Source organism: Cedecea sp. Ae19-4 (assembly GCF_059801165.1).
Genome location: NZ_JBCHWG010000001.1, coordinates 1759329 through 1780092 on the forward strand (window position 1 = coordinate 1759329; position 20764 = coordinate 1780092).

The 20764-nt window shown below is 51.7% G+C and carries 18 protein-coding genes; 5 read left to right on the top strand and 13 right to left on the bottom strand.

Annotation, left to right across the window (positions count from 1 at the left end):
• Positions 1-8: 8 nt before the first annotated feature.
• On the bottom strand, positions 9-1670 hold the full coding sequence (locus tag AAIE02_RS08320; protein ID WP_498532680.1) for a ShlB/FhaC/HecB family hemolysin secretion/activation protein: 1662 nt from the start codon (positions 1668-1670) through the stop codon (positions 9-11).
• Between the two features lie 285 nt (positions 1671-1955).
• The gene (gene tonB, locus AAIE02_RS08325; RefSeq protein WP_498532351.1) at positions 1956-2690 is read right to left on the bottom strand and encodes a TonB system transport protein TonB; all 735 of its coding nucleotides are present in this window, start codon (positions 2688-2690) and stop codon (positions 1956-1958) included.
• Between the two features lie 215 nt (positions 2691-2905).
• On the opposite strand from tonB, the gene AAIE02_RS08330 reads away from it, so the two are divergent.
• The gene (locus AAIE02_RS08330; protein ID WP_008454262.1) at positions 2906-3202 is read left to right on the top strand and encodes a YciI family protein; all 297 of its coding nucleotides are present in this window, start codon (positions 2906-2908) and stop codon (positions 3200-3202) included.
• A gap of 43 nt (positions 3203-3245) precedes the next feature.
• Here the strand turns inward: AAIE02_RS08330 and AAIE02_RS08335 are convergent, their stop codons facing one another.
• The 3 genes from AAIE02_RS08335 to AAIE02_RS08345 form a co-directional block, all read right to left on the bottom strand.
• Positions 3246-4007: an EAL domain-containing protein gene (locus tag AAIE02_RS08335; RefSeq protein WP_498532352.1), complete on the bottom strand. Its 762-nt coding sequence runs from the start codon at positions 4005-4007 to the stop codon at positions 3246-3248.
• 26 nt (positions 4008-4033) lie between these two features.
• Positions 4034-5563: a sensor domain-containing diguanylate cyclase gene (locus tag AAIE02_RS08340; RefSeq protein ID WP_336709738.1), complete on the bottom strand. Its 1530-nt coding sequence runs from the start codon at positions 5561-5563 to the stop codon at positions 4034-4036.
• A gap of 179 nt (positions 5564-5742) precedes the next feature.
• Positions 5743-5922, bottom strand: coding sequence for a YciY family protein (locus AAIE02_RS08345; protein ID WP_008454259.1), 180 nt, complete (start codon positions 5920-5922; stop codon positions 5743-5745).
• A gap of 146 nt (positions 5923-6068) precedes the next feature.
• On the opposite strand from AAIE02_RS08345, the gene cls reads away from it, so the two are divergent.
• Both cls and AAIE02_RS08355 read left to right on the top strand, forming a co-directional pair.
• Positions 6069-7529 carry a cardiolipin synthase gene (cls, locus tag AAIE02_RS08350; protein ID WP_008454258.1) on the top strand — a complete coding sequence of 487 codons (1461 nt, stop codon included), beginning with the start codon at positions 6069-6071 and terminating at the stop codon, positions 7527-7529.
• Between the two features lie 37 nt (positions 7530-7566).
• Positions 7567-7896, top strand: coding sequence for an HI1450 family dsDNA-mimic protein (locus AAIE02_RS08355; protein ID WP_008454257.1), 330 nt, complete (start codon positions 7567-7569; stop codon positions 7894-7896).
• Positions 7897-7929: 33 nt separating this feature from the next.
• Here the strand turns inward: AAIE02_RS08355 and AAIE02_RS08360 are convergent, their stop codons facing one another.
• From AAIE02_RS08360 to AAIE02_RS08390, 7 genes are all read right to left on the bottom strand, one after another.
• A complete protein-coding gene (locus AAIE02_RS08360; RefSeq protein ID WP_008454256.1) occupies positions 7930-8775 on the bottom strand; it encodes an ion transporter in 846 nt (281 codons plus the stop codon).
• 51 nt (positions 8776-8826) lie between these two features.
• Entirely contained in the window at positions 8827-9831 is a 1005-nt protein-coding gene (oppF, locus tag AAIE02_RS08365; protein WP_166992036.1) for a murein tripeptide/oligopeptide ABC transporter ATP binding protein OppF, read from the bottom strand.
• Positions 9828-10841: an ABC transporter ATP-binding protein gene (locus AAIE02_RS08370; RefSeq protein WP_039303721.1), complete on the bottom strand. Its 1014-nt coding sequence runs from the start codon at positions 10839-10841 to the stop codon at positions 9828-9830. Before AAIE02_RS08370 ends, oppF begins: the two co-directional genes overlap by 4 nt.
• Positions 10842-10852: 11 nt before the next feature.
• Positions 10853-11761, bottom strand: a complete 909-nt coding sequence (gene oppC, locus AAIE02_RS08375; protein ID WP_034807489.1) for an oligopeptide ABC transporter permease OppC — start codon at positions 11759-11761, stop codon at positions 10853-10855.
• Positions 11762-11773: 12 nt separating this feature from the next.
• Positions 11774-12694 carry an oligopeptide ABC transporter permease OppB gene (gene oppB, locus AAIE02_RS08380; protein WP_008454251.1) on the bottom strand — a complete coding sequence of 307 codons (921 nt, stop codon included), beginning with the start codon at positions 12692-12694 and terminating at the stop codon, positions 11774-11776.
• A gap of 108 nt (positions 12695-12802) precedes the next feature.
• A complete protein-coding gene (oppA, locus tag AAIE02_RS08385; protein WP_498532353.1) occupies positions 12803-14434 on the bottom strand; it encodes an oligopeptide ABC transporter substrate-binding protein OppA in 1632 nt (543 codons plus the stop codon).
• Between the two features lie 803 nt (positions 14435-15237).
• Positions 15238-15885, bottom strand: a complete 648-nt coding sequence (locus AAIE02_RS08390; RefSeq protein ID WP_008454247.1) for a YchE family NAAT transporter — start codon at positions 15883-15885, stop codon at positions 15238-15240.
• 476 nt (positions 15886-16361) lie between these two features.
• Here AAIE02_RS08390 and adhE point away from each other — a divergent pair, with 476 nt between their 5' ends.
• Positions 16362-19034, top strand: coding sequence for a bifunctional acetaldehyde-CoA/alcohol dehydrogenase (gene adhE, locus AAIE02_RS08395; protein WP_166992030.1), 2673 nt, complete (start codon positions 16362-16364; stop codon positions 19032-19034).
• Between the two features lie 120 nt (positions 19035-19154).
• Here adhE and tdk read toward each other — a convergent pair whose 3' ends face one another.
• On the bottom strand, positions 19155-19760 hold the full coding sequence (gene tdk / locus AAIE02_RS08400; protein WP_039303730.1) for a thymidine kinase: 606 nt from the start codon (positions 19758-19760) through the stop codon (positions 19155-19157).
• 554 nt (positions 19761-20314) lie between these two features.
• On the opposite strand from tdk, the gene hns reads away from it, so the two are divergent.
• Positions 20315-20722 carry a histone-like nucleoid-structuring protein H-NS gene (hns, locus tag AAIE02_RS08405; protein WP_008454242.1) on the top strand — a complete coding sequence of 136 codons (408 nt, stop codon included), beginning with the start codon at positions 20315-20317 and terminating at the stop codon, positions 20720-20722.
• Positions 20723-20764 lie beyond the last annotated feature (42 nt).

Below are 20764 nucleotides of genomic sequence, written 5' to 3' on the forward strand. Positions count from 1 at the left end.
TTTTTACCTTAAATCGCCAGGCCCAGGCGGTAATAAATCACGAGATGATCCGGTGCCAGATAGCCCGGATAGTGAAGTGGCGTGCCAACGGTGAACTGGCTGGAGCAGTAGCGCCCGGCGACAGTGAGGCCAGCGGAGGCACCCCAAAGCGTGCCGGATGCCTGCCTGTCTTCGTTGTCATTCCGCAGCCAACCGCCATCTACGGCAGCGTTCAGGCTGACTTCGCCCAGATAAGGGAGGCTGAACAGGGCATAGTTCAGTTCGTTGCGAAGATAGCCCCCGTTATCGCCGGAAAGGTATTGCTCTTTAAAGCCGCGCACGGAGCTTTCACCGCCTATCGTTAAGCGCTCGCTGCCGTAAAGCCGATCGGGCGACCATTGGCCGTAGACGCTGGTTAACCACCAAATTTTTTGCGTCAGCGGACGCTGAAAACTGCCGTTCAGGCTCCATTTTTTGAATTCGGCTTTTGGCACGTCGCCCCGCTTGCCGTTATCGTTTTCGGCCCCAAACCACGGCACGCCGTGGCTGAATGTCGGGTTCAGGGTTGCCACGCCGCCTGCAATTTTCTGCGTGTGGTTAAGGCCGAACTGCAGGCTGGTGAGCTTCCGGCTGCTGCTAAGCAACGGCGCATCGTTCAGGTAGTTGCGGCTAATACGGTGAGTCAGGCCGATGGAGGCGGCGGTTTTTAAGTCACCGTTTCGATAAAGCACGCGGGAGAAGTTCAGGCGATGCGTTTCGGCTCGCCCGGTCGAACGCCACAGATAACCTTTGTTATCGAGGGTGGTGAGGTAGTCGCTCCAGCTGTAGCTGTAATCAACAAGGCTATAACCCCAGGGCACGTTGACCCCGGCCTGAAAGCTTTGGGCATCATGGTCGCTGGCAAAATCGCTGCTGCGCCCGCCGCTGATAAACCATTTATCAGCCAGCCCCAGCGGATTATTGGCGGTCAGCGAGGCGGTGAGCTGCCCTGTGCCGGTGCTTTTTTGCCCGCTGTTATCAAACCCGACGGCTGCGGAAAATGGAAATTCAGGCGTGGCCGTGAGATTGACAATTGATTCCCCGGCCTTCTCGCCCGGTAATATTTCAATTTGTACCGGCGTGGTGCGTAACCGGTTTATTTGCTCCATCCCCTGCTCAATATCGCGCAGGTTAAGTATTTTCCCTTCCAGTCCCGGAAACGCCATTTTTAGCTGGCGTGAAGGAGCCCCTTCAATACGAATAGCCTGCAGCCTGCCCTCCAGCACGGCAATATGCAGCGTTCCCCCCGAAAGATCCTGCTCGGTCAAAAATGCCCGGCTGGTGATATATCCGCGGCTAATATACCAGTCAGATATATCCCGGGTTAGCTGATTGATCTTCGCCATGCCGAGGCAGCGATCAATATAGGGCGTAATTAGGCGATTCCGGGCCGGGTCGGAAAGCAGCGTGGCATTTTCAATATCAATATGGCGAATGGTGAAGCAGGGTCCCTGGTCAGGTTGGGCCACAGGGCTTGCCAGTCGGGGCTGGAGGCTACGCTGGATCTCCTCTCGCTGCTGCCTGTTCTGCAACAGCAAATCCTGCTGCTGCTGGAGAATAGTGTCCCGGTCGGCAGGCGTCAGCGGCGCAGCATAGTTTAAGTCGGAGTAAAAAAGCACGCACAAAAAGGCGGCCTTATAATAATGGCGCATAAAGGAAGAGTCTATTTTTGTCATTTCCTTTTAGTATGCCAGCGCAGCAATAAACAAGAAAAGTCTTAAATAAACACCCTATTAATATTAGTAGTTAATTTACCTTAAGTTTGATTATTGAATTTAGGATAAGGAATGAAATAACTCATTTATTATTTTTCTGGAATCGTTTAACCGATGAATATTTAAACAATGATTGTCCTGCAACATTAGGCAAAACAGGTCACGAAATAAAAAAGCCACGTATTCTCATACGTGGCTTTTTTAAAAGGTGGGTGATGATTATTAATCCATGCTTGCGCCGCCGCTAATGCGGAATTTAATGTTGACGGTAATGCCCTGCCCTGGCTTCCCGCTCTCATAGCGCCACTTCTTCATCGCCTGCTTAACTTCACGTTCAAACATGTTTGCAGGCTGGGCGGAGAGGATCTCAACGTTATTCACCCGGCCATCGGCATCGACATCAAACTTCACGCGAACGTTGCCGTCCATGCGCAATGCAAAAGCTCGCGTAGGGTACTGCGGCCTGTCGCGGCTGATCGCTCGCGGCCCGGTGTTCACCGATGGTGCAGGCGATGCAGGAGCTGGTTTCGCCGCTGCCGTTGGCGCAGGCTGCACGGGCGCATTGTTTTCAAACGGAGAAGCCTGACGAGGCTCAACCGGCTTAACGTCTCGCTTCGGCTGCTCAACCTTTTTCACCGGTTTAGGCTTCGGTTTTGGCTTAGGCTCAGGCTTGTGAATAACAACGGGCGCCTCTTTCGGCGGCTCGGGTATCGGCTCTGGCTCCGGTTCGGGTTCCGCGACCGGCTGTGGCGGAGGCTGAACAACCTGAGGCTGAGGAGGCTCAAGATCAGCAGGCGCAACCATCGTGACGCTGATCGGCTGCGAAGGTGCTGGGGACTCAATAACCTGATGTACCGAGGTGTAGAGCAACCCGGCCACAACGGCACCATGAATCCCGACGGAGAGAAGAGTCGGCCACGGAAAGCGGCGAGGTAATTCCAGGGTCATTGACGTCATAATGGTTTCAGTGTCTTTCAAGAGACGACAATTTTAAATGCAAATAACAATCATATTCAACAACGCATTGCCCAAAGGCGCACTTTTTCCTGCTGTCTGCGCGAGTTTCCCGCTATTTTCTCAAGGATTTAACATCCTGTTTATCTTTCAATTGCAGTCTGCCCGAGGTTCACTTACCGTGGTTTACAACCCAACATCAAGAAGGAAGTGTGCCCGTGCTGTACGTCATTTATGCCCAAGATATTGCCGATTCACTGGAAAAGCGCCTGTCCGTTCGCCCTGCCCACCTAGCTCGCCTTCAGGTGCTGCGTGACGAAGGTCGTCTGCTGACCGCAGGCCCGATGCCGGCGGTTGACAGCAACGATCCTGGCAGCGCCGGCTTTACCGGTTCCACGGTGATTGCCGAGTTTGCGTCTCTGGAAGAGGCGAAAGCCTGGGCTGATGCAGACCCGTATATCGCCGCAGGCGTGTACGCTAAAGTTGAAGTAAAACCATACAAGAAAGTATTCTGATTTGCCTTCAGACGAGCCTGCAGGCTGCAGGCTCATTAGCGTGTTACTCTGTCAGCTGTAAATGCTTCTGGCGAAAACTGTCCTGATTCAGGGGCCGTGAGAAAAGATAACCTTGCGCCAGCCTGACATTGCTATTGAACAGCACTTGCATCTGCGAAAAGGTTTCTACCCCTTCCGCAATAACATCCACCTCTTTCTCCTGAGCACCGCGTATAATATTGAGCGTTTCTTCGCCGGATGTGGCCCTGAAGCAGGCACGGTCTAGCTTTATGAAGTCTGTTTCTAGCTGAGCCAGTCGGCTTTGAAGCTGTTCAACGCTGTGAATATCATCCCACGCAAGTAAAAAACCGGCGTCACGAAGGCGAGTGGCGTTTTCGCGCCCGGTATCATCTAGCAGAATGTTGTTGTCGGTTATCTCAAAGACAATGCGTTGCACTGGCACAGGGCGCTGAGCCACCAGCTCGACTATCCGATCGGCAAAACCAGCATCATTCAATTGAACTGGCGAAAGATTGAGGTGCAATAAATAACTCTCGTTATGCGGCACGATGACGTCCGTCATATAGCTAAATGCCGAGGAGATAACATGTTCGCCCAGCGACACAATCCCTCCGTTTTCTTCCAGTCGATTAATAAACACGTCTGGGGAGACGAGTGCCCGCCGATGCACGCCTCTAATGAGCATCTCGGCGCCGACACAGGTAAAACCTGATGTGTCGAAAATCGGCTGCAGTAACGACTCAAAAGCCATGCCGAAGTTATTCTTCATCACCCGATTAACGATGAACTCAACGCTTTTCTCCATGTAACTACTCCTTTTGGCAGGCTTCCTTAGCTGGTCGAGATCACGACTTTATTTTTTCCGCTGGATTTCGCCTTGTAGAGCAACCTGTCGGCTTTCTCAATCAGCGCTTCATAATCCTCACCTCGCCATGGGCAAACACCGCCGCTAAAGGTGACGACTAATCCTTGTTCACGCCAGAGTTTACTTTCGACCGCTTTACGCCAGCCTTCCATAATTTCCATAGCTTTAACCTGATTGTCGGAAAAATAAATAAAGGCAATTTCCTCTCCACCGTAGCGATAAAGCTTGGCGCGATCGTCCAGTAAACCCATGCCCATATCGGCAATGACCTTTAGCACCGTGTCACCGACCAGATGCCCGTAGTGATCGTTTATTTTTTTAAAGTTATCAATATCAATGATGCCAAGACTAAAAGGTGCTTCCCGGGCTAATATGTAATTAATGTCATTATCAAAGCTACGGCGATTAAGCAACCCTGTTAGACCATCCGTTAGCGAAGCATTTTTTGCACTTTTTATTTGCTGACTGCTTGCGTTTATTTCATTCATAATTTGTTTATCGACGCCGCCTTTCATATCCAGACGGCCAAAACGCATCATCGAAATAATATCAATCACCATCGACTTTATCGATTGATGCATAAAGAACCATAATAATAGATAAATTGTCAGGCAAAAAACAAATCCGCCCAAAATGATCCAGATATAATATAAAACGGCATCATCAATGATTCTGTCTTTTACAGCATAAACAACAAACCAGTCCGGGTTTGAAAAGGAGTAGTAGTAATACTGCCTGTGACTTGCTTTATCGTGAAATGACCCCAGGCCATTTGTCATACATTGCACCACCGCCGGCGAGACAACCTCCGTGCCGATAGCATCGCTGTCTGCATCAAGCACCGCTCTTCCCTGACGGTCAACAATCGAGAAGTGCCCTGGATTCGGACTCTCCAACTGTCGTAGCGGATAGCTCATATTGATCAAATTCAGATCCATGGCGAACATCCCGTACCGCTCGCCTTTATCGTCGTGCAGCAGTTTGGCAATGGTCACTACCGGTGATTTATCAACTGCATTAGCATAAATATTCGAATAGTTCACAAAAGAACTTTTTACGCTGAGGCTTTCGTACCAGTTTCGTCCTGACAGGTCCAGGCGATTATCAACATAGGAATTTGGTATGCTATTATACTTTCCATCACGTGTGGCAATGATATAACCTGAAATAGCTGGCAACACCGCAATAGATGTTGTGAGCTGTTTCTCCAAAACTTCATTTTCAGCATTAACCAGAGCATCAACGTTTTTATTATTTAATAGGGTAGCGCTTTGCCACAATGCATTCTCTAAAGTTTTCAGCTGCTGCTCGATATAGAACATCGCAATATTATGAACAAAACCTTCGCTTTCATCATCCAACGTGTTTTTTTGATGATTATAGTTTATCCAGGCCAGCACCGAGCTAAACATCACCAGCACGGCAAGAATAATGACAAACAGAAAATTTATTCTCCTGGTATAAGAAAAATCCTTTTTAATTAAATCGCTAATCACTTATTGCGGCACCCTGTCAAGGTAAGAAAATTCCGTGAATTATGCCGTCTATTTTAATTAAAATGATGATCGCGATCATTTTAAAAACAAACTTCCGCCCTTTGGAAATATAAATTCAGGGTAAAGGGAAGGTTTATTTCCTAATGGATTTAATGGGCACCGCACGCGGTGCCCGGATCTTATGCCCAGCGATCGTGGATGGCAAACAGCAATGAATTACGCTGCTGGTTAACCAGGCACTTACGAATAGCATGAATGCGCATATTGCGCCGTGACTGGCTTTCCAGCCAACGCGCCCTGCGCTTCTGCGTTTGACGCTGCATACGCCAACGCCCAACTTCCGTTCTGCTACGTCTCATGTCTACGACTCAATTTCCTAAAAAAGACGCGCCATTATAGAACCTTCTGCCGGGCAAACCATCCGTTTTGCGTATACTTTTAGTGTTAAGCAGTGAAAGTTCTGCGTACACTCTCAACTCTTCGGTTTCAAAAGGATTTTTAAGGCATGACAACCTTCTATACCGTGGTGAGCTGGCTGGTCATTCTCGGCTACTGGCTGCTTATCGCCGGCGTTACGCTGCGTATATTGATGAAACGCCGCGCCGTCCCTTCGGCAATGGCCTGGCTATTGATCATCTATATTCTGCCGCTGGTCGGGATTATTGCCTATCTCTCCGTGGGAGAACTGCATCTCGGTAAACGCCGGGCAGAGCGCGCGCGCGCCATGTGGCCTTCTACCGCTAAGTGGCTTAAAGAGCTGAAAAACTGTAAGCATATTTTTGCCTCAGAAACCAGCGAGGTCGCCAGCTCGCTGTTCCAGCTTTGCGAGCGCCGCCAGGGGATTGCCGGCGTGAAGGGCAATCAGCTCCAGCTGCTAACCAGTTCGGATGACACCATGCAGGCGCTGATCCGCGATATCCAACTGGCACGCCATAACATCGAGATGGTGTTTTATATCTGGCAACCCGGCGGCATGGCCGACCAGGTGGCAGAATCATTGATGGCGGCAGCGCGACGCGGCATTCATTGCCGTTTGATGCTCGACTCCGCGGGTAGCGTCGCCTTCTTCCGCAGCCCGTGGGCCAATATGATGCGTAACGCGGGCATCGAAGTAGTCGAAGCGCTGAAGGTTAACCTGATGCGTGTTTTCCTGCGTCGAATGGACCTGCGCCAGCACCGTAAGATGGTGATGATCGATAACTATATTGCCTATACCGGTAGCATGAATATGGTTGACCCCCGTTTCTTCAAGCAGGATGCGAATGTGGGTCAGTGGGTCGATTTGATGGCGCGTATGGAAGGCCCGGTCGCCACCGCAATGGGCATCGTATACTCCTGCGACTGGGAGATAGAGACCGGGAAACGTATTCTTCCGCCGCCGCCGGATGAGAATATCATGCCGTTCGAAGAGGCCAGCGGCCACACCATTCATACTATCGCTTCAGGGCCAGGGTTCCCGGAAGATCTGATTCATCAGGCGTTGCTGACCTCCGTTTATGCCGCACGTGAATACCTGATCATGACGACCCCCTACTTCGTACCGAGCGATGATTTGCTCCACGCCATTTGCACGGCAGCGCAGCGCGGCGTGGACGTGAGTATCATCGTGCCGCGTAAAAACGATTCTTTACTGGTGGGCTGGGCAAGCCGCGCGTTCTTCACTGAACTGCTTGCCGCTGGCGTGAAAATTTACCAGTTTGAAGGCGGGCTGCTGCACACCAAAAGCGTGCTGGTCGATGGGCAACTCAGCCTGGTCGGCACGGTTAACCTGGACATGCGCAGCCTGTGGCTGAATTTTGAGATTACGCTGGTCATCGATGATGAAGGTTTTGCCGGTGATTTAGCTGCGGTGCAGGACGACTATATCTCCCGCTCGCGGCTGCTGGACGCGCATTTATGGTTAAAACGCCCGCTCTGGCAGCGAATGACCGAGCGACTGTTTTACTTCTTTAGTCCGTTGCTGTAAAACGTGGCGCATCAGCACTCGATAAGTGGATGTAGAGATGGAAATGGATCTGAATAACCGCCTGACCGAAGACGAGACTTTAGAACAGGCGTACGATATTTTTCTCGAGCTGGCGGGCGATAATCTCGATCCTGCTGACATTATTCTTTTCAATCTGCAGTTCGAGGAGCGCGGCGGTGCGGAGCTGTTTGACCCGGCCGAAGACTGGCAGGAGCACGTCGATTTCGACCTGAACCCTGACTTCTTTGCAGAAGTCGTTATCGGGCTGGCGGATACCGACGGCGGCGAGCTGAACGATATCTTCGCTCGCGTCCTGCTGTGCCGCGAGAAAGACCACAAGCTTTGCCACATCCTGTGGCGTGAGTAATCCTCCCTGCGCGGCCCTCAGGCCGCGCTGTGACTACTTCTCATTGGGCGGGAGATGCTCCCCGCAGGTTTTGCAGTAATGCGCGTTGCTGGCATGATCCTGCTGATGACAGCGCGTACATTCCCTTACTGACCGCCTTCTTTGCATATCCTGCGACATTTGCGCCGTTAAAATCCCGGTGGGGATGGCTATCACCGAATAACCAATCAGGATCAGCAGCGAGGCCACGAAACGCCCCAGTGCAGTATGCGGCACAATGTCGCCATAGCCGACAGTGGTGACCGTTACAACCGCCCAGTAAACCGCTACGCCAAGGCTGGTAAAGCCGTTGGCCTTCCCTTCTATGCCGTACATCAGCGCTCCCGCCGCGACCATTACGATGGCAATAAACGAATAGAACAGGATCAGCTGATTGCTGGCGTTAATCAGGCTGCGCCACAGACTTTTGAGCGCGGGCATGTAGCGCAGCAGTTTGAGGATACGCAGCACGCGAATGGCGCGCATTGCCCGCCAGGCAAAATAGTAGTGAATAGCAAACTCAGGCCAAAGCCACAGGACATACAGCGGCAGCATGGTCGCCAGGTCAATAATGCCCCAGAAGCTAAACACGTAGCGGATGGGCTGCGGCCACGTTAGCACTCGCAGCAGATATTCGCAGGTGAACAGCAGCGTGAAGATGATTTCCAGCCAGATAAACAGCTGCCATTCGCCGTAGGTTAGCCGGGGATCGCTCCCGACGCTGGATTCGGTAAAAACAACGGCCACGCTGAGCAGCGCCAGCAGGCCGCAAAACGCCTCGAACCGGCGCCCTGAGCGGGTATTTTGATCGAACAGAAAGCGGTAAAGCAGCGCACGAAGTGATGAAATGTTGCCTGGCACGGTGATCCTCGCAAAAAGAAAGGGCCAGCGCGGTGCTGGCCCCAGGCGAGATTATAGCGGGTCAATCTTCAGACAGGAAACCGCATGGCGGAAACTGCCTTCCAGCACCGGACGCGTTTTGGCGCATTCCGGGCCGGCAATCGGGCAGCGGGTGCGGAACACGCAGCCTGATGGCGGATTGATGGGCGACGGCAGCTCCCCTTCCAGCAGCTGGATAGTTTTGTTCTTCTCCAGATCCGGATCGGGGATCGGCACCGCCGACATCAGCGCTTTGGTATAAGGGTGCAGCGGATTGTGGTACACCTCATCGTAGGTGCCCAGCTCCACCGCATGGCCCAGATACATGACCAGCACGCGATCGGAGATGTGCTTCACCACCGCGAGATCGTGGGCGATGAAGATTAACGACAGCCCCATTTCGCGCTGCAGTTTCTGTAGCAGGTTAACCACCTGCGCCTGAATGGACACGTCCAGCGCGGAGACCGGCTCATCACAGATGATGAGTTTTGGCTCAAGAATCAGCGCGCGTGCGATACCGATACGCTGGCACTGGCCGCCGGAGAACTCATGCGGGTAGCGGTTGACCAGGTTTGGCAGCAGGCCGACCTTCATCATCATCGCCTTCACGCGGTCGCGAACTTCCTGCTTAGGCATTTTTGGATGATAGGTCAGCAGCGGCTCGGCGATGATATCGCCGATGTTCATCCGCGGGTTCAGCGATGCCAGAGGATCCTGGAAAATCATCTGAATATCGCTGCGCACATCGCGCCACTCTTCCTGTTTCATGCCCAGAAGATCTTTCCCCAGCCACGCTACTCGGCCATCGGTCGCTTTCACCAGGCCAATGATGGCGCGGGCAAAGGTCGATTTACCGCAGCCGGACTCGCCCACCACGCCGAGGGTTTCCCCTTCGTACAGGCGCAGCGTCACGCCATCCACGGCTTTCAGGGTTTTGGAAGGCTGCCAGAACCACTGTTTGCCATCTTTGATGTCAAAATGCACCTTCAGGTCAGCGATTTCTAACAGAACTTTTCTCTCTTCTGCAACGGTGCTCATGCTAATTCCTCCACCGGTCTAAAGCAGGCACGCAGGCGGCCATCACCAAACTGCTCCAGTGGCGGAGCACTATTACACGCTTCCATCGCAAACTGACAGCGAGGCTGGAACGGGCACCCCTGCGGCAGGCGCAGCAGGTTCGGCGGGTTGCCTGGAATGGTCAGCAGAGATTCACCTTCCGCATCCAGACGCGGTACCGCGTTCAACAGGCCGATTGAGTACGGGTGTACCGGCTTGTAGAAGACGTCGCGCGCGTTGCCGTATTCCATCGTACGCCCGGCGTACATCACCAGCACTTTGTCGCAGATCCCGGCCACAACACCCAGGTCGTGGGTGATCATGATGATCGCCGTGTTGAACTCACGCTTCAGCTCGTTCAGCAGCGTCATGATCTGCGCCTGAACGGTAACGTCCAGTGCGGTAGTCGGTTCGTCAGCAATCAGCAGTTTTGGCCGACACAGCAGCGCCATGGCAATCATCACGCGCTGGCGCATCCCGCCGGAGAACTCGTGCGGGAACATGCGCATACGCTTCCGCGCTTCAGGCATTTTTACCGCATCCAGCATCCGCACAGACTCTTCAAACGCTTCCGCCTTACCGAGTTTTTTGTGCAGCATCAGCACTTCCATCAGCTGATCGCCCACACGCATGTACGGGTTCAGCGAGGTCATCGGATCCTGGAAAATCATCGAGATTTGCTCGGCGCGCAGGCGGTTAAGCTGCGACTCCGGCAGGTTCAGGATCTCTTTGCCGTTGAATTTCGCAGAGCCGCCGATACGACCATTGGCCGCCAGCAGGCCCATCAGCGCGAAGGCCGTTTGGGATTTGCCCGAGCCGGACTCACCGACAATGCCGAGGGTTTCACCGGCACGCAGGCTAAAGTTGAGGTCGTTTACTGCCGTGACGTCGCCGTCGGGTGTGCCAAAGGTCACTCGCAGGTCTTTAACGTCCAGCAAGACCTCAGATTTGTTCAGTGGAGCGGCCACCGGAGAGGTTTCAATAGTACTCATGGAGGGACTCCTTAACGATCTTTCGGGTCGAGGGCATCACGCAGGCCATCGCCGATAAAGTTAAAACAGAACAGCGTAACCACCAGGAAGCCTGCCGGGAACAGCAGAAGCCACGGTGATACCTCCATGGAGTTTGCACCGTCGCTTAACAGCGCTCCCCAGCTGCTCAGAGGCTCCTGCGTGCCGAGGCCCAGGAAACTCAGGAAAGATTCGAACAGGATCATGCTAGGTACCAGCAGTGAGGCGTAAACCACCACCACGCCCAACACGTTCGGCACAATATGACGCAGAACGATGTTAATGGTCGAAACACCGCCTACGTGTGCCGCTTCGATGAACTCTTTGCGTTTCAGGCTCAGGGTCTGGCCGCGCACGATACGCGCCATGTCCAGCCAGGACACCATGCCGATAGCCACGAAGATCAGCAGGATGTTTTGCCCGAAGAAGGTCACCAGCAGGATCACGAAGAACATGAACGGGAAGGAGTTCAGGATCTCCAGCAGACGCATCATCACGGAGTCGATTTTGCCGCCGAGATAGCCGGCCAGGCAGCCGTACAGCGTCCCGACAATAACCGCCACCAGCGCAGCAGAAATACCCACCATAAGGGAGATACGTCCCCCAATGGCAACACGCACCAGCAGATCGCGACCGGACGAATCGGTCCCGAAATAGTGACCGGATGCCATATCAGGGGCCGCCGACATCATGCCCCAGTCGGTATCAAAGTAGGTAAACTGCGACAGAACTGGCGCAAAAGCCACGAACAGCGCAATCAGAGCCAGGACAAACAGGCTGGTGATCGCCGCGCGGTTATGGATAAAACGGCGACGCGCATCCTGCCACAGGCTGCGACCTTCAACTTCCAGTTTTTCACTGAAGTTTTCCAGCGCCTCGCTGTTTTTCTTAGTCAACATTATGGCCACTCCAGCTTAGTAACGGATTTTCGGGTCGATAACGGCATACAGCACGTCAACTACCGCGTTGAACAGAATCGTCAGCGCGCCGACCAGAATGGTCAGGCTGAGAACCAGTGAGTAGTCACGGTTCAGCGCCCCGTTAACAAACAGCTGACCGATGCCCGGCAAGCCATAAATTGTTTCAATCACCATGGAGCCCGTGATGATGCCCACAAACGCTGGTCCGAGGTATGACAGGACCGGCAGCAGCGCAGGTTTCAGGGCATGGCGCAGCACGATACGACGCATCGGCAGGCCTTTGGCACGTGCGGTGCGGATAAAGTTAGAGTGCAGGACTTCAATCATTGAGCCGCGGGTAATACGCGCGATGCTCGCGATGTACGCCAAAGACAGGGCTATCATCGGCAGTATCATGTACTTCGGCGCCCCCCCGTTCCACCCGCCACCGGGCAGCCATTTAAGGGTGATAGCGAAGATCAGTACCAGCAACGGCGCCACCACGAAGCTGGGGATAACCACCCCCGTCATGGCAAAGCCCATTACCGTGTAATCCCATTTGGTGTTTTGATTCAGCGCCGCAACCACGCCCGCCGTCACACCCAGCACAATGGCAAAGATGAAAGCCGCTGCACCTAATTTTGCGGATACCGGGAAGCTGGAGGCCACCAGGTCATTGACCGAATAGTCTTTGTATTTAAATGACGGCCCAAAATCCCCATGCGCCAGCTGTTTTAAATAGCTGAAATACTGCGTGGTGATCGGATCGTTAAGGTGATACTTCGCTTCGATGTTCGCCATGACTTCTGGCGGCAGCGTACGTTCGCCGGTAAAAGGACTCCCCGGTGCGAGACGCATCATAAAGAAGGAAATAGTGATAAGAATAAAGAGTGTCGGAATTGCTTCCAGACAACGACGTAGAATAAATTTCAACATTGCCCGTACCTTCTGGCCTGTGCCTTTGCAGTGCGATGTAAATAAGACACGATGGGGCAGAATCTATCCACCGGCCGAAACCGGTGGGTCCTGCCCCACGAATTGCCATTAATGTTTGATAATGTACAAGTCTCTTACGTAGACATTATCCATCGGGTCTTTACCGGTGTAACCACCCACCCACGGCTTAACCAGACGGGCGTTAACGTAGTAGTAAACCGGGACGATGGCTGAGTCTTTATCAAGCTGCTGCTCAGCTTTCTCATACAGCGCGGTACGCTGGGCTTCGTCGGTCACTTTCAGGGTGTCGGCAATAATCTTGTCGAACGCCGGGCTCTTATAGTGCGCGGTGTTGTTAGAGCTGTCGGACAGCATGGTGTTCAGGAAGGAAGTCGGTTCGTTATAGTCCGCACACCAGCCCGCACGCGCCACGTCGAAGGTCCCCTGATGACGGGTATCCAGGAAGGTTTTCCACTCCTGGTTCTCCAGCTTGACGTTCACGCCTAGGTTTTTCTGCCAGATAGACGCCACGGCGATAGCCAGCTTCTTGTGCAGATCGGAGGTGTTGTACAGCAGGTTGAAGGTCAGCGGCTTGTCTTTGGTGTAACCTGCTTCAGCCAGCAGTTTTTTGGCTTCTTCGTTACGCTTGTCCTGAGACCAGGTGAACCACTCTGGCGGGGTCAGTTTCGCGCCATCAGTATACGGCGGGGTATAACCATAAGCCGGCAGATCGCCCTGGTTTTTCACTTTGTTCACGATGATGTCGCGATCCAGGCCCAGTTTCAGCGCCGCACGAACGCGAGGATCGGTAAATGGTGCTTTCTGGTTGTTGATCTCGTAGTAATAAGTACACAGGAACGGATCGGCGTGAACTTCAGTTGGAATTTCTTTTTTCAGTTTCTGGAACAGCTCAATCGGCAGGTTGTTATACGTCATGTCGATTTCACCGCTGCGGTAGCGGTTAACGTCTGTTACTTCAGAAGAGATTGGCAGGTAGGTCACCTGGTTAATCACGGTTTTCCCGTTATTCCAGTAGTTGGTGTTACGCACCAGAACGATACGCTCGTTCACCACCCAATCTTTTAATTTGTAAGCACCGTTGGTCACGATGTTGGCAGGCTGGGTCCACTTGTCGCCGAATTTCTCAACGGTCGCTTTCGGTACCGGAGAAACGGATGGGTGAACCAGCAGCTTGTAGAAGTACGGCACCGGCTCGCTCAGGGTGACTTCCAGAGTGTGGTCATCGATGGCTTTCACGCCCAGATCGCTGGTCGGCTTTTTACCGGCAATGATATCGTCGATATTGGTCAGGTGACCGTATTGCAGGTAGCTGGAATAAGGAGAGGCGGTTTTCGGGTCAGCCAGGCGCTGCCAGCTGTAAACAAAGTCCTGCGCGGTGACAGGTTCGCCGTTGGACCATTTCGCGTCTTTACGCAGGTGGAAAGTCCAGACTTTAAAATCTTTATTGTCCCAGGACTCTGCGACACCCGGAGACGGGTGGCCCTGCAGATCGCTTACCAGCAGACCTTCGAACAGGTCACGGCTGATATTGGACTCTGGCACGCCTTCGATTTTGTGCGGATCAAGAGATTGAGGTTCTGAGCCGTTGTTACGAACCAGATCTTGTTTCTCTGCCAATTGCACACCCGCCGGAACATCTGCCGCCATCGCGACATTGCCAGCAATCAGCGCAGTTAAAATGCCCGCTGCAATCAGGCTTTTTTTAGTGATATTTGTCATTGTGTTGGTACTCCACTCATTATAATTACCGACCCGAAAGTCGGCCTCTTCCCCTCAGGGGTCCCTTACAGCGCAGGAGCGTTAAACGTCCGTACGGGATACTGCTTTCCTTACTACTTCGCTATCACCGACTTTATTTTCGGGCCGCTCGATTCGGCGACCTCATTACGTCGATTCTTTCTGCCGCCGATTGCGTGGTCGACGGGCATGATTTAGTGGTTCGCAGGACATGATTACGCTGCGAAATCATTCTCATCTAGAAAAGAAACATTTTTCAGCGAATTGTTTTGCCCGGAAAGTATCAAAAGCTTCAGATACCCGCCAATACAATTTGCAAATTTGTTAACCATTTCTCTTTTATGGAGAGATTGTGGGGAGCGTCATGCAGGAAGGATGTTTATAAAAACCCAATCATAATCTTTATTATCATGGGGTTAGTATACTATCACTGCATTAGAGAGGAGGTCGGTTTATCGCCTGCTTCATCACTCACAAAAAATTAACAATTGATTATTTTTTAGCACATTCCTCTGCGGGAAGGCATGAATTACTAATATCATCTCAATAAACCCGCAGCAAGCCTGATTGCATAACGGATGCTAAATATCATTTCGATCGCCACTTTTCTGTACAGCTTGTTACAACGTCAACCTCTAATACACGGTTTTCCAAAGCATTTTCTTATGAAAGATTCGCATTTACTTTTGCAATAATGGGGATAGCGGGCAGGTAAAATTTTCTTCTACGGAAAGAAAAAAAGCAGAATAGAGATTCTGCTTTTTCATTTGAAAGCGGCAGCGAAATTAACTTGTCAGGCCCGGGAAGATAGCCCTGACCCCGGTGACAATAAATTCGATCCCCAGAGACATCAGAAGCAGGCCCATAATACGGGTAATCACGTTGATCCCGGTTTGCCCCAGTATGCGCACCAGCCACGGTGCAATGCGGAACAGCAGCCAACAGCAAAATGCAAACAGCGCAATGGCCAGGGAGAATCCCAGCAGGTGCCCCCAGCTGTGATAGCGACTTCCCCAGACAATCGTTGAACTGATGGCACCCGGCCCCGCCATCAACGGCAATGCCAGGGGAACAACCCCCACGCTTTCGCGTATCGCGCTCTCCGATTTCTCTTGCTTATTCTGTTTATCTTCACCCAGCTTGCCGCTGATCATTGACATAGCAATGGTCACCACAAGAATGCCGCCGGCAATGCGGAATGAATCAATTGAAATACCAAAAACTTGCAAAATACCGTCACCCAAAAAAAGTGAGGTCCAGAGAATAATCGCCACCGAGAGGTTGGCCGTGAGGTTGGTTTTATTTCTTGCTGCGGCACTCTGGTAACTGGTCATACTAATAAATACGGGAATGATCCCTACCGGGTTGACCAGAGCAAACATCCCGATAAAAAACTTAATATAGGTTGGCAGGTCGAAAAAGGATTGAGCCACACAAAACTCCGCAAATGAACAAAGCAAAAGCAGGCGTAATGTAATGGAAAAACACCCCTGCCGCTACGCTATTTCCCTGCTTAATCGATGCCTGCAACAACTTATTTTAGCATCATGACGAACTGTTACCCGAATGTTGAATTTGTGATACTTTGTTTTGACATTGCTGTGACTAAATTTTTAAAGATTTATCAATCACCTGGATAGCGTCTGCTGAATGGTGTCAGCATCGATTAGTTGTGATTTAGATCACGAAAAACCTACTCAGAAGTGAGTACTCTTGGACACATCTGAAAAGCAGGTTTCTCCACTGACACGGCTTATTCAGATGAGGCTCTTTTAGTAAATCAGCGCATGAATCCAGGTCATTTTTATGACAGTTTTTTGTCTTAAACACGCATTCGGTGGCTGCTGGCTATACTGTCGACTCGCGCAGCTTATTTACTAAAAGAGTTTAACATTATCAGGAGAGCATTATGGCTGTAACTAATGTCGCGGAACTGAACGCCCTCGTAGAGCGCGTAAAGAAAGCCCAGCGTGAATATGCCAACTTTACTCAAGAGCAAGTCGATAAGATTTTCCGTGCTGCCGCCCTGGCCGCTGCCGACGCTCGAATCCCCCTGGCTAAATTAGCCGTCGCTGAATCCGGTATGGGTATCGTCGAAGATAAAGTGATTAAAAACCACTTCGCTTCTGAATATATCTATAACGCTTATAAAGATGAGAAAACCTGCGGTGTGCTGTCTGAAGACGACACCTTCGGTACCATCACGATTGCCGAACCTGTCGGTATCATCTGCGGTATCGTGCCAACCACTAACCCAACTTCAACCGCCATTTTCAAATCGCTGATCAGCCTGAAAACCCGTAACGCGATCATCTTCTCCCCGCACCCACGCGCTAAAGATGCAACCAACAAAGCAGCAGACATTGTTCTGCAGGCTGCAATCGCGGCGGGCGCACCAAAAGATCTGATCGGCTGGATTGATCAACCTTCCGTCGAGCTGTCTAACGCCCTGATGCACCACCCGGACATCAACATGATTCTGGCGACCGGTGGCCCTGGCATGGTTAAAGCGGCTTACAGCTCCGGTAAACCGGCTATCGGCGTAGGCGCAGGTAACACACCTGTAGTGGTAGACGAAACTGCCGACGTTAAACGTGCTGTAGCGTCTATTTTGATGTCAAAAACCTTCGACAACGGCGTTATCTGTGCGTCTGAACAGTCCGTCATCGTTGTTGATTCTGTATACAACGCCGTTCGCGAACGTTTCGCCAGCCACGGCGGTTACCTGCTGCAGGGCAAAGAGCTGAAAGCCGTTCAGGACATCATCCTGAAGAATGGCGCGCTTAACGCCGCGATTGTGGGCCAGCCGGCAGCCAAAATTGCAGAACTGGCAGGCTTCACCGTACCAGCAGACACCAAAATCCTGATCGGTGAAGTGTCCGTAGTCGATGAGTCCGAGCCGTTTGCTCATGAAAAACTGTCCCCTACCCTTGCCATGTACCGCGCTAAAAACTTTGAAGACGCGGTAGTAAAAGCAGAAAAACTGGTTGAGATGGGCGGTATCGGCCATACCTCTTGCCTTTATACCGACCAGGACAACCAGCCTGCGCGCGTTAAGTTCTTCGGCGACAAAATGAAGACCGCACGTATCCTGATTAACACTCCGGCTTCTCAGGGGGGTATCGGTGACCTGTATAACTTCAAACTTGCGCCGTCTCTGACGCTGGGTTGTGGTTCATGGGGCGGTAACTCCATCTCCGAAAACGTGGGTCCTAAGCACCTGATCAACAAGAAAACCGTTGCTAAGCGAGCTGAGAACATGCTGTGGCATAAACTTCCGAAATCTATCTACTTCCGCCGTGGCTCTCTGCCAATTGCGCTGGATGAAGTGATTACTGATGGCCACAAACGTGCGCTGATTGTGACCGACCGTTTCCTGTTCAATAATGGCTATGCCGATCAAATCACCTCCGTGCTGAAAGCCGCTGGCGTAGAAACCGAGGTCTTCTTCGAAGTTGAAGCTGACCCTACGCTGACCGTTGTTCGCAAGGGTGCTGAACTGGCAAACTCCTTCAAACCAGACGTGATCATTGCGCTGGGCGGCGGCTCCCCAATGGATGCAGCCAAAATCATGTGGGTCATGTACGAACACCCAGAAACCCACTTCGAAGAACTGGCGCTGCGCTTTATGGATATCCGTAAACGTATCTACAAGTTCCCGAAAATGGGCGTGAAAGCGAAGATGATTGCGGTCACTACCACGTCCGGTACCGGTTCTGAAGTTACACCGTTTGCGGTTGTTACCGACGATGCAACCGGCCAGAAATACCCGCTGGCTGACTACGCGCTGACCCCGGACATGGCAATTGTTGATGCTAACCTGGTGATGGATATGCCTAAGTCGCTCTGCGCCTTTGGTGGTCTGGATGCCGTGACCCACGCGCTAGAAGCTTACGTTTCCGTGCTGGCAAGCGAATTCTCTGACGGCCAGGCTCTGCAGGCACTCAAACTGCTGAAAGAAAACCTGCCAGCTTCCTATAATGAAGGGTCTAAAAATCCGGTTGCACGTGAACGTGTTCACAACGCAGCGACTATCGCCGGTATCGCGTTTGCTAACGCCTTCCTGGGCGTGTGCCACTCCATGGCTCACAAACTGGGTTCTCAGTTCCACATTCCTCACGGTCTGGCGAACGCCCTGCTGATCTCCAACGTTATTCGCTATAACGCGAACGACAACCCAACCAAGCAGACGGCTTTCAGCCAGTACGACCGCCCACAGGCTCGTCGCCGCTACGCTGAAATCGCCGACCATCTGGGTCTGACCGCAGCGGGCGACCGTACCGCGGCTAAGATTGAGAAACTGCTGGCATGGCTGGAATCAATCAAGGCTGAACTGGGTATTCCTAAGTCCATCCGCGAAGCAGGCGTGCAGGAAGCAGACTTCCTGGCCCACGTGGATAAACTGTCCGAAGATGCCTTTGATGACCAGTGCACCGGCGCTAACCCACGCTATCCGCTGATTTCTGAACTGAAACAGATTCTGCTGGATACCTACTACGGCCGTCCGTTTGTTGAAGGTGCTGCGGCTAAAGAAGCTGCACCAGCGGCAAAAGCTGACAAAAAAGCCAAGAAAACGGCTTAATCGGTAGCCCTTAAAATGCAAAACCCGCCTTTTGGCGGGTTTTTTTCTGTCTGAATACGTCACTCAGGCCTGCACAGCATGTTTAATGTAGAAGCGTTACAGGAAGTTATGGTCGGTGAATCAGTTGCCCTGAATGGCCTGTAGAGAGCCTTTAAGCAACGCTTCTTTGTAATGCTTACGGCAGACCGAAACATAGCGTTCATTCCCGCCTATCACCACCTGTTCACCCTCATTATAAGGCCGACCTTCCTGATCGAGACGCAGTACCATACTGGCTTTACGGCCACAGAAACAAATCGTTTTCAGCTCAACCAATTTGTCTGACAGCGCCAGCAGGTACTGACTGCCGCTGAATAACTCCCCGCGAAAATCCGTTCGCAGCCCGTAGCATAAAACAGGAATATCCAGCTCATCGACAACATCAGATAAAGCATAAACCTGCTCTTTAGATAAAAATTGGCTCTCGTCCACCAGAACGCAGTGTATCGGGGCAGATTGCTGTTCGGCGCGGATGTCGGCCAGCAGGTCCGTTGTCGGATTATAAAGCCGGGCCGGGGAAGACAGACCAATACGCGAACTGACCTTACCCACACCAAAGCGATTATCAATTTCGGCGGTGTAGACCAGCGTACGCATCCCTCTTTCCTGGTAATTCCAGGATGACTGAAGTAGCGCCGTCGATTTTCCCGCATTCATTGCTGAGTAGTAAAAATAGAGTTGAGCCATTGCACCCGTTGCCTGAATCAAAAGTGTAAATTATGTTTCGGCGGATTGTACCACACTGTAACGTGCGGTGGATGGCGGATTACCTCGCTAAACATCAAGGTTAATTGTATCCGATATATTAATAAATCACGCTTATACATTGAGTAATAGCGGTACGCCGGATACATGAAACAGCTATGACGGATCGCCGATCCAGACGGGTTATCGCCTCTAATGAAATGCTTCACCTGCTCAATTATTATAAATTGTAAACGACCGCTATCCATCCTATGCCTAAATACCCGCGCTTGATATTTGATGATTAATGCGAAATTTTTATCTTTCCCTCATCATGACAAACCCTTTTGATGGCAGGGTTGTTGTCTAAAAATTGAGTCTTGAAGTGCCATTTCACGTGGTTTAGCGGCCAGGAATTAAGTTAACAGTATTTAAACTGCCACTTATATATCAGCAAATTTTGAATTACTTACATTCACGGCTATTGCAGAACCTAATATAACGCTCTATTATTAGCTCAAACGTCACCCCCCAATAATAAGTTTGAGATTACTACAATGAGCGAAGCACTTAAAATTCTGAACAACATCCGTACTCTTCGTGCCCAGGCAAGAGAATGCACCCTGGAAACTCTGGAAGAGATGCTGGAGAAATTAGAAGTTGTCGTTAACGAACGTCGTGAAGAAGAAAACGCGGCGGCGGCTGAAGTTGAAGAGCGCACTCGTAAACTGCAGCAATACCGTGAAATGCTGATTGCTGACGGCATCGACCCTAACGAACTGCTGAACAGCATTGCTGCTGTTAAATCTGCAGGTAAAGCGAAACGCGCTGCGCGTCCTGCTAAATACCAGTACATCGACGAAAACGGCGAAACTAAAACCTGGACTGGCCAGGGCCGTACGCCAGCAGTTATCAAGAAAGCAATGGATGAGCAAGGTAAGAAACTGGAAGACTTCCTGCTGTAATCCCCTCAGTGCTGCTTATTAAGATCCCGCTCCGGCGGGATT

Bases quoted from the DNA above. Each gene is read 5' to 3' on its own strand.
- oppB (WP_008454251.1), bottom strand. From the start codon at position 12,694: ATGTTGAAATTTATTCTACGTCGTTGTCTGGAAGCAATTCCGACACTC.
- cls (WP_008454258.1), top strand. From the start codon at position 6,069: ATGACAACCTTCTATACCGTGGTGAGCTGGCTGGTCATTCTCGGCTAC.
- oppF (WP_166992036.1), bottom strand. From the start codon at position 9,831: ATGAGCACCGTTGCAGAAGAGAGAAAAGTTCTGTTAGAAATCGCTGAC.
- AAIE02_RS08355 (WP_008454257.1), top strand. From the start codon at position 7,567: ATGGAAATGGATCTGAATAACCGCCTGACCGAAGACGAGACTTTAGAA.
- hns (WP_008454242.1), top strand. From the start codon at position 20,315: ATGAGCGAAGCACTTAAAATTCTGAACAACATCCGTACTCTTCGTGCC.
- AAIE02_RS08370 (WP_039303721.1), bottom strand. From the start codon at position 10,841: ATGAGTACTATTGAAACCTCTCCGGTGGCCGCTCCACTGAACAAATCT.
- tdk (WP_039303730.1), bottom strand. From the start codon at position 19,760: ATGGCTCAACTCTATTTTTACTACTCAGCAATGAATGCGGGAAAATCG.
- AAIE02_RS08345 (WP_008454259.1), bottom strand. From the start codon at position 5,922: ATGAGACGTAGCAGAACGGAAGTTGGGCGTTGGCGTATGCAGCGTCAA.
- adhE (WP_166992030.1), top strand. From the start codon at position 16,362: ATGGCTGTAACTAATGTCGCGGAACTGAACGCCCTCGTAGAGCGCGTA.
- AAIE02_RS08320 (WP_498532680.1), bottom strand. From the start codon at position 1,670: ATGCGCCATTATTATAAGGCCGCCTTTTTGTGCGTGCTTTTTTACTCC.
- oppA (WP_498532353.1), bottom strand. From the start codon at position 14,434: ATGACAAATATCACTAAAAAAAGCCTGATTGCAGCGGGCATTTTAACT.
- tonB (WP_498532351.1), bottom strand. From the start codon at position 2,690: ATGACGTCAATGACCCTGGAATTACCTCGCCGCTTTCCGTGGCCGACT.
- AAIE02_RS08335 (WP_498532352.1), bottom strand. From the start codon at position 4,007: ATGGAGAAAAGCGTTGAGTTCATCGTTAATCGGGTGATGAAGAATAAC.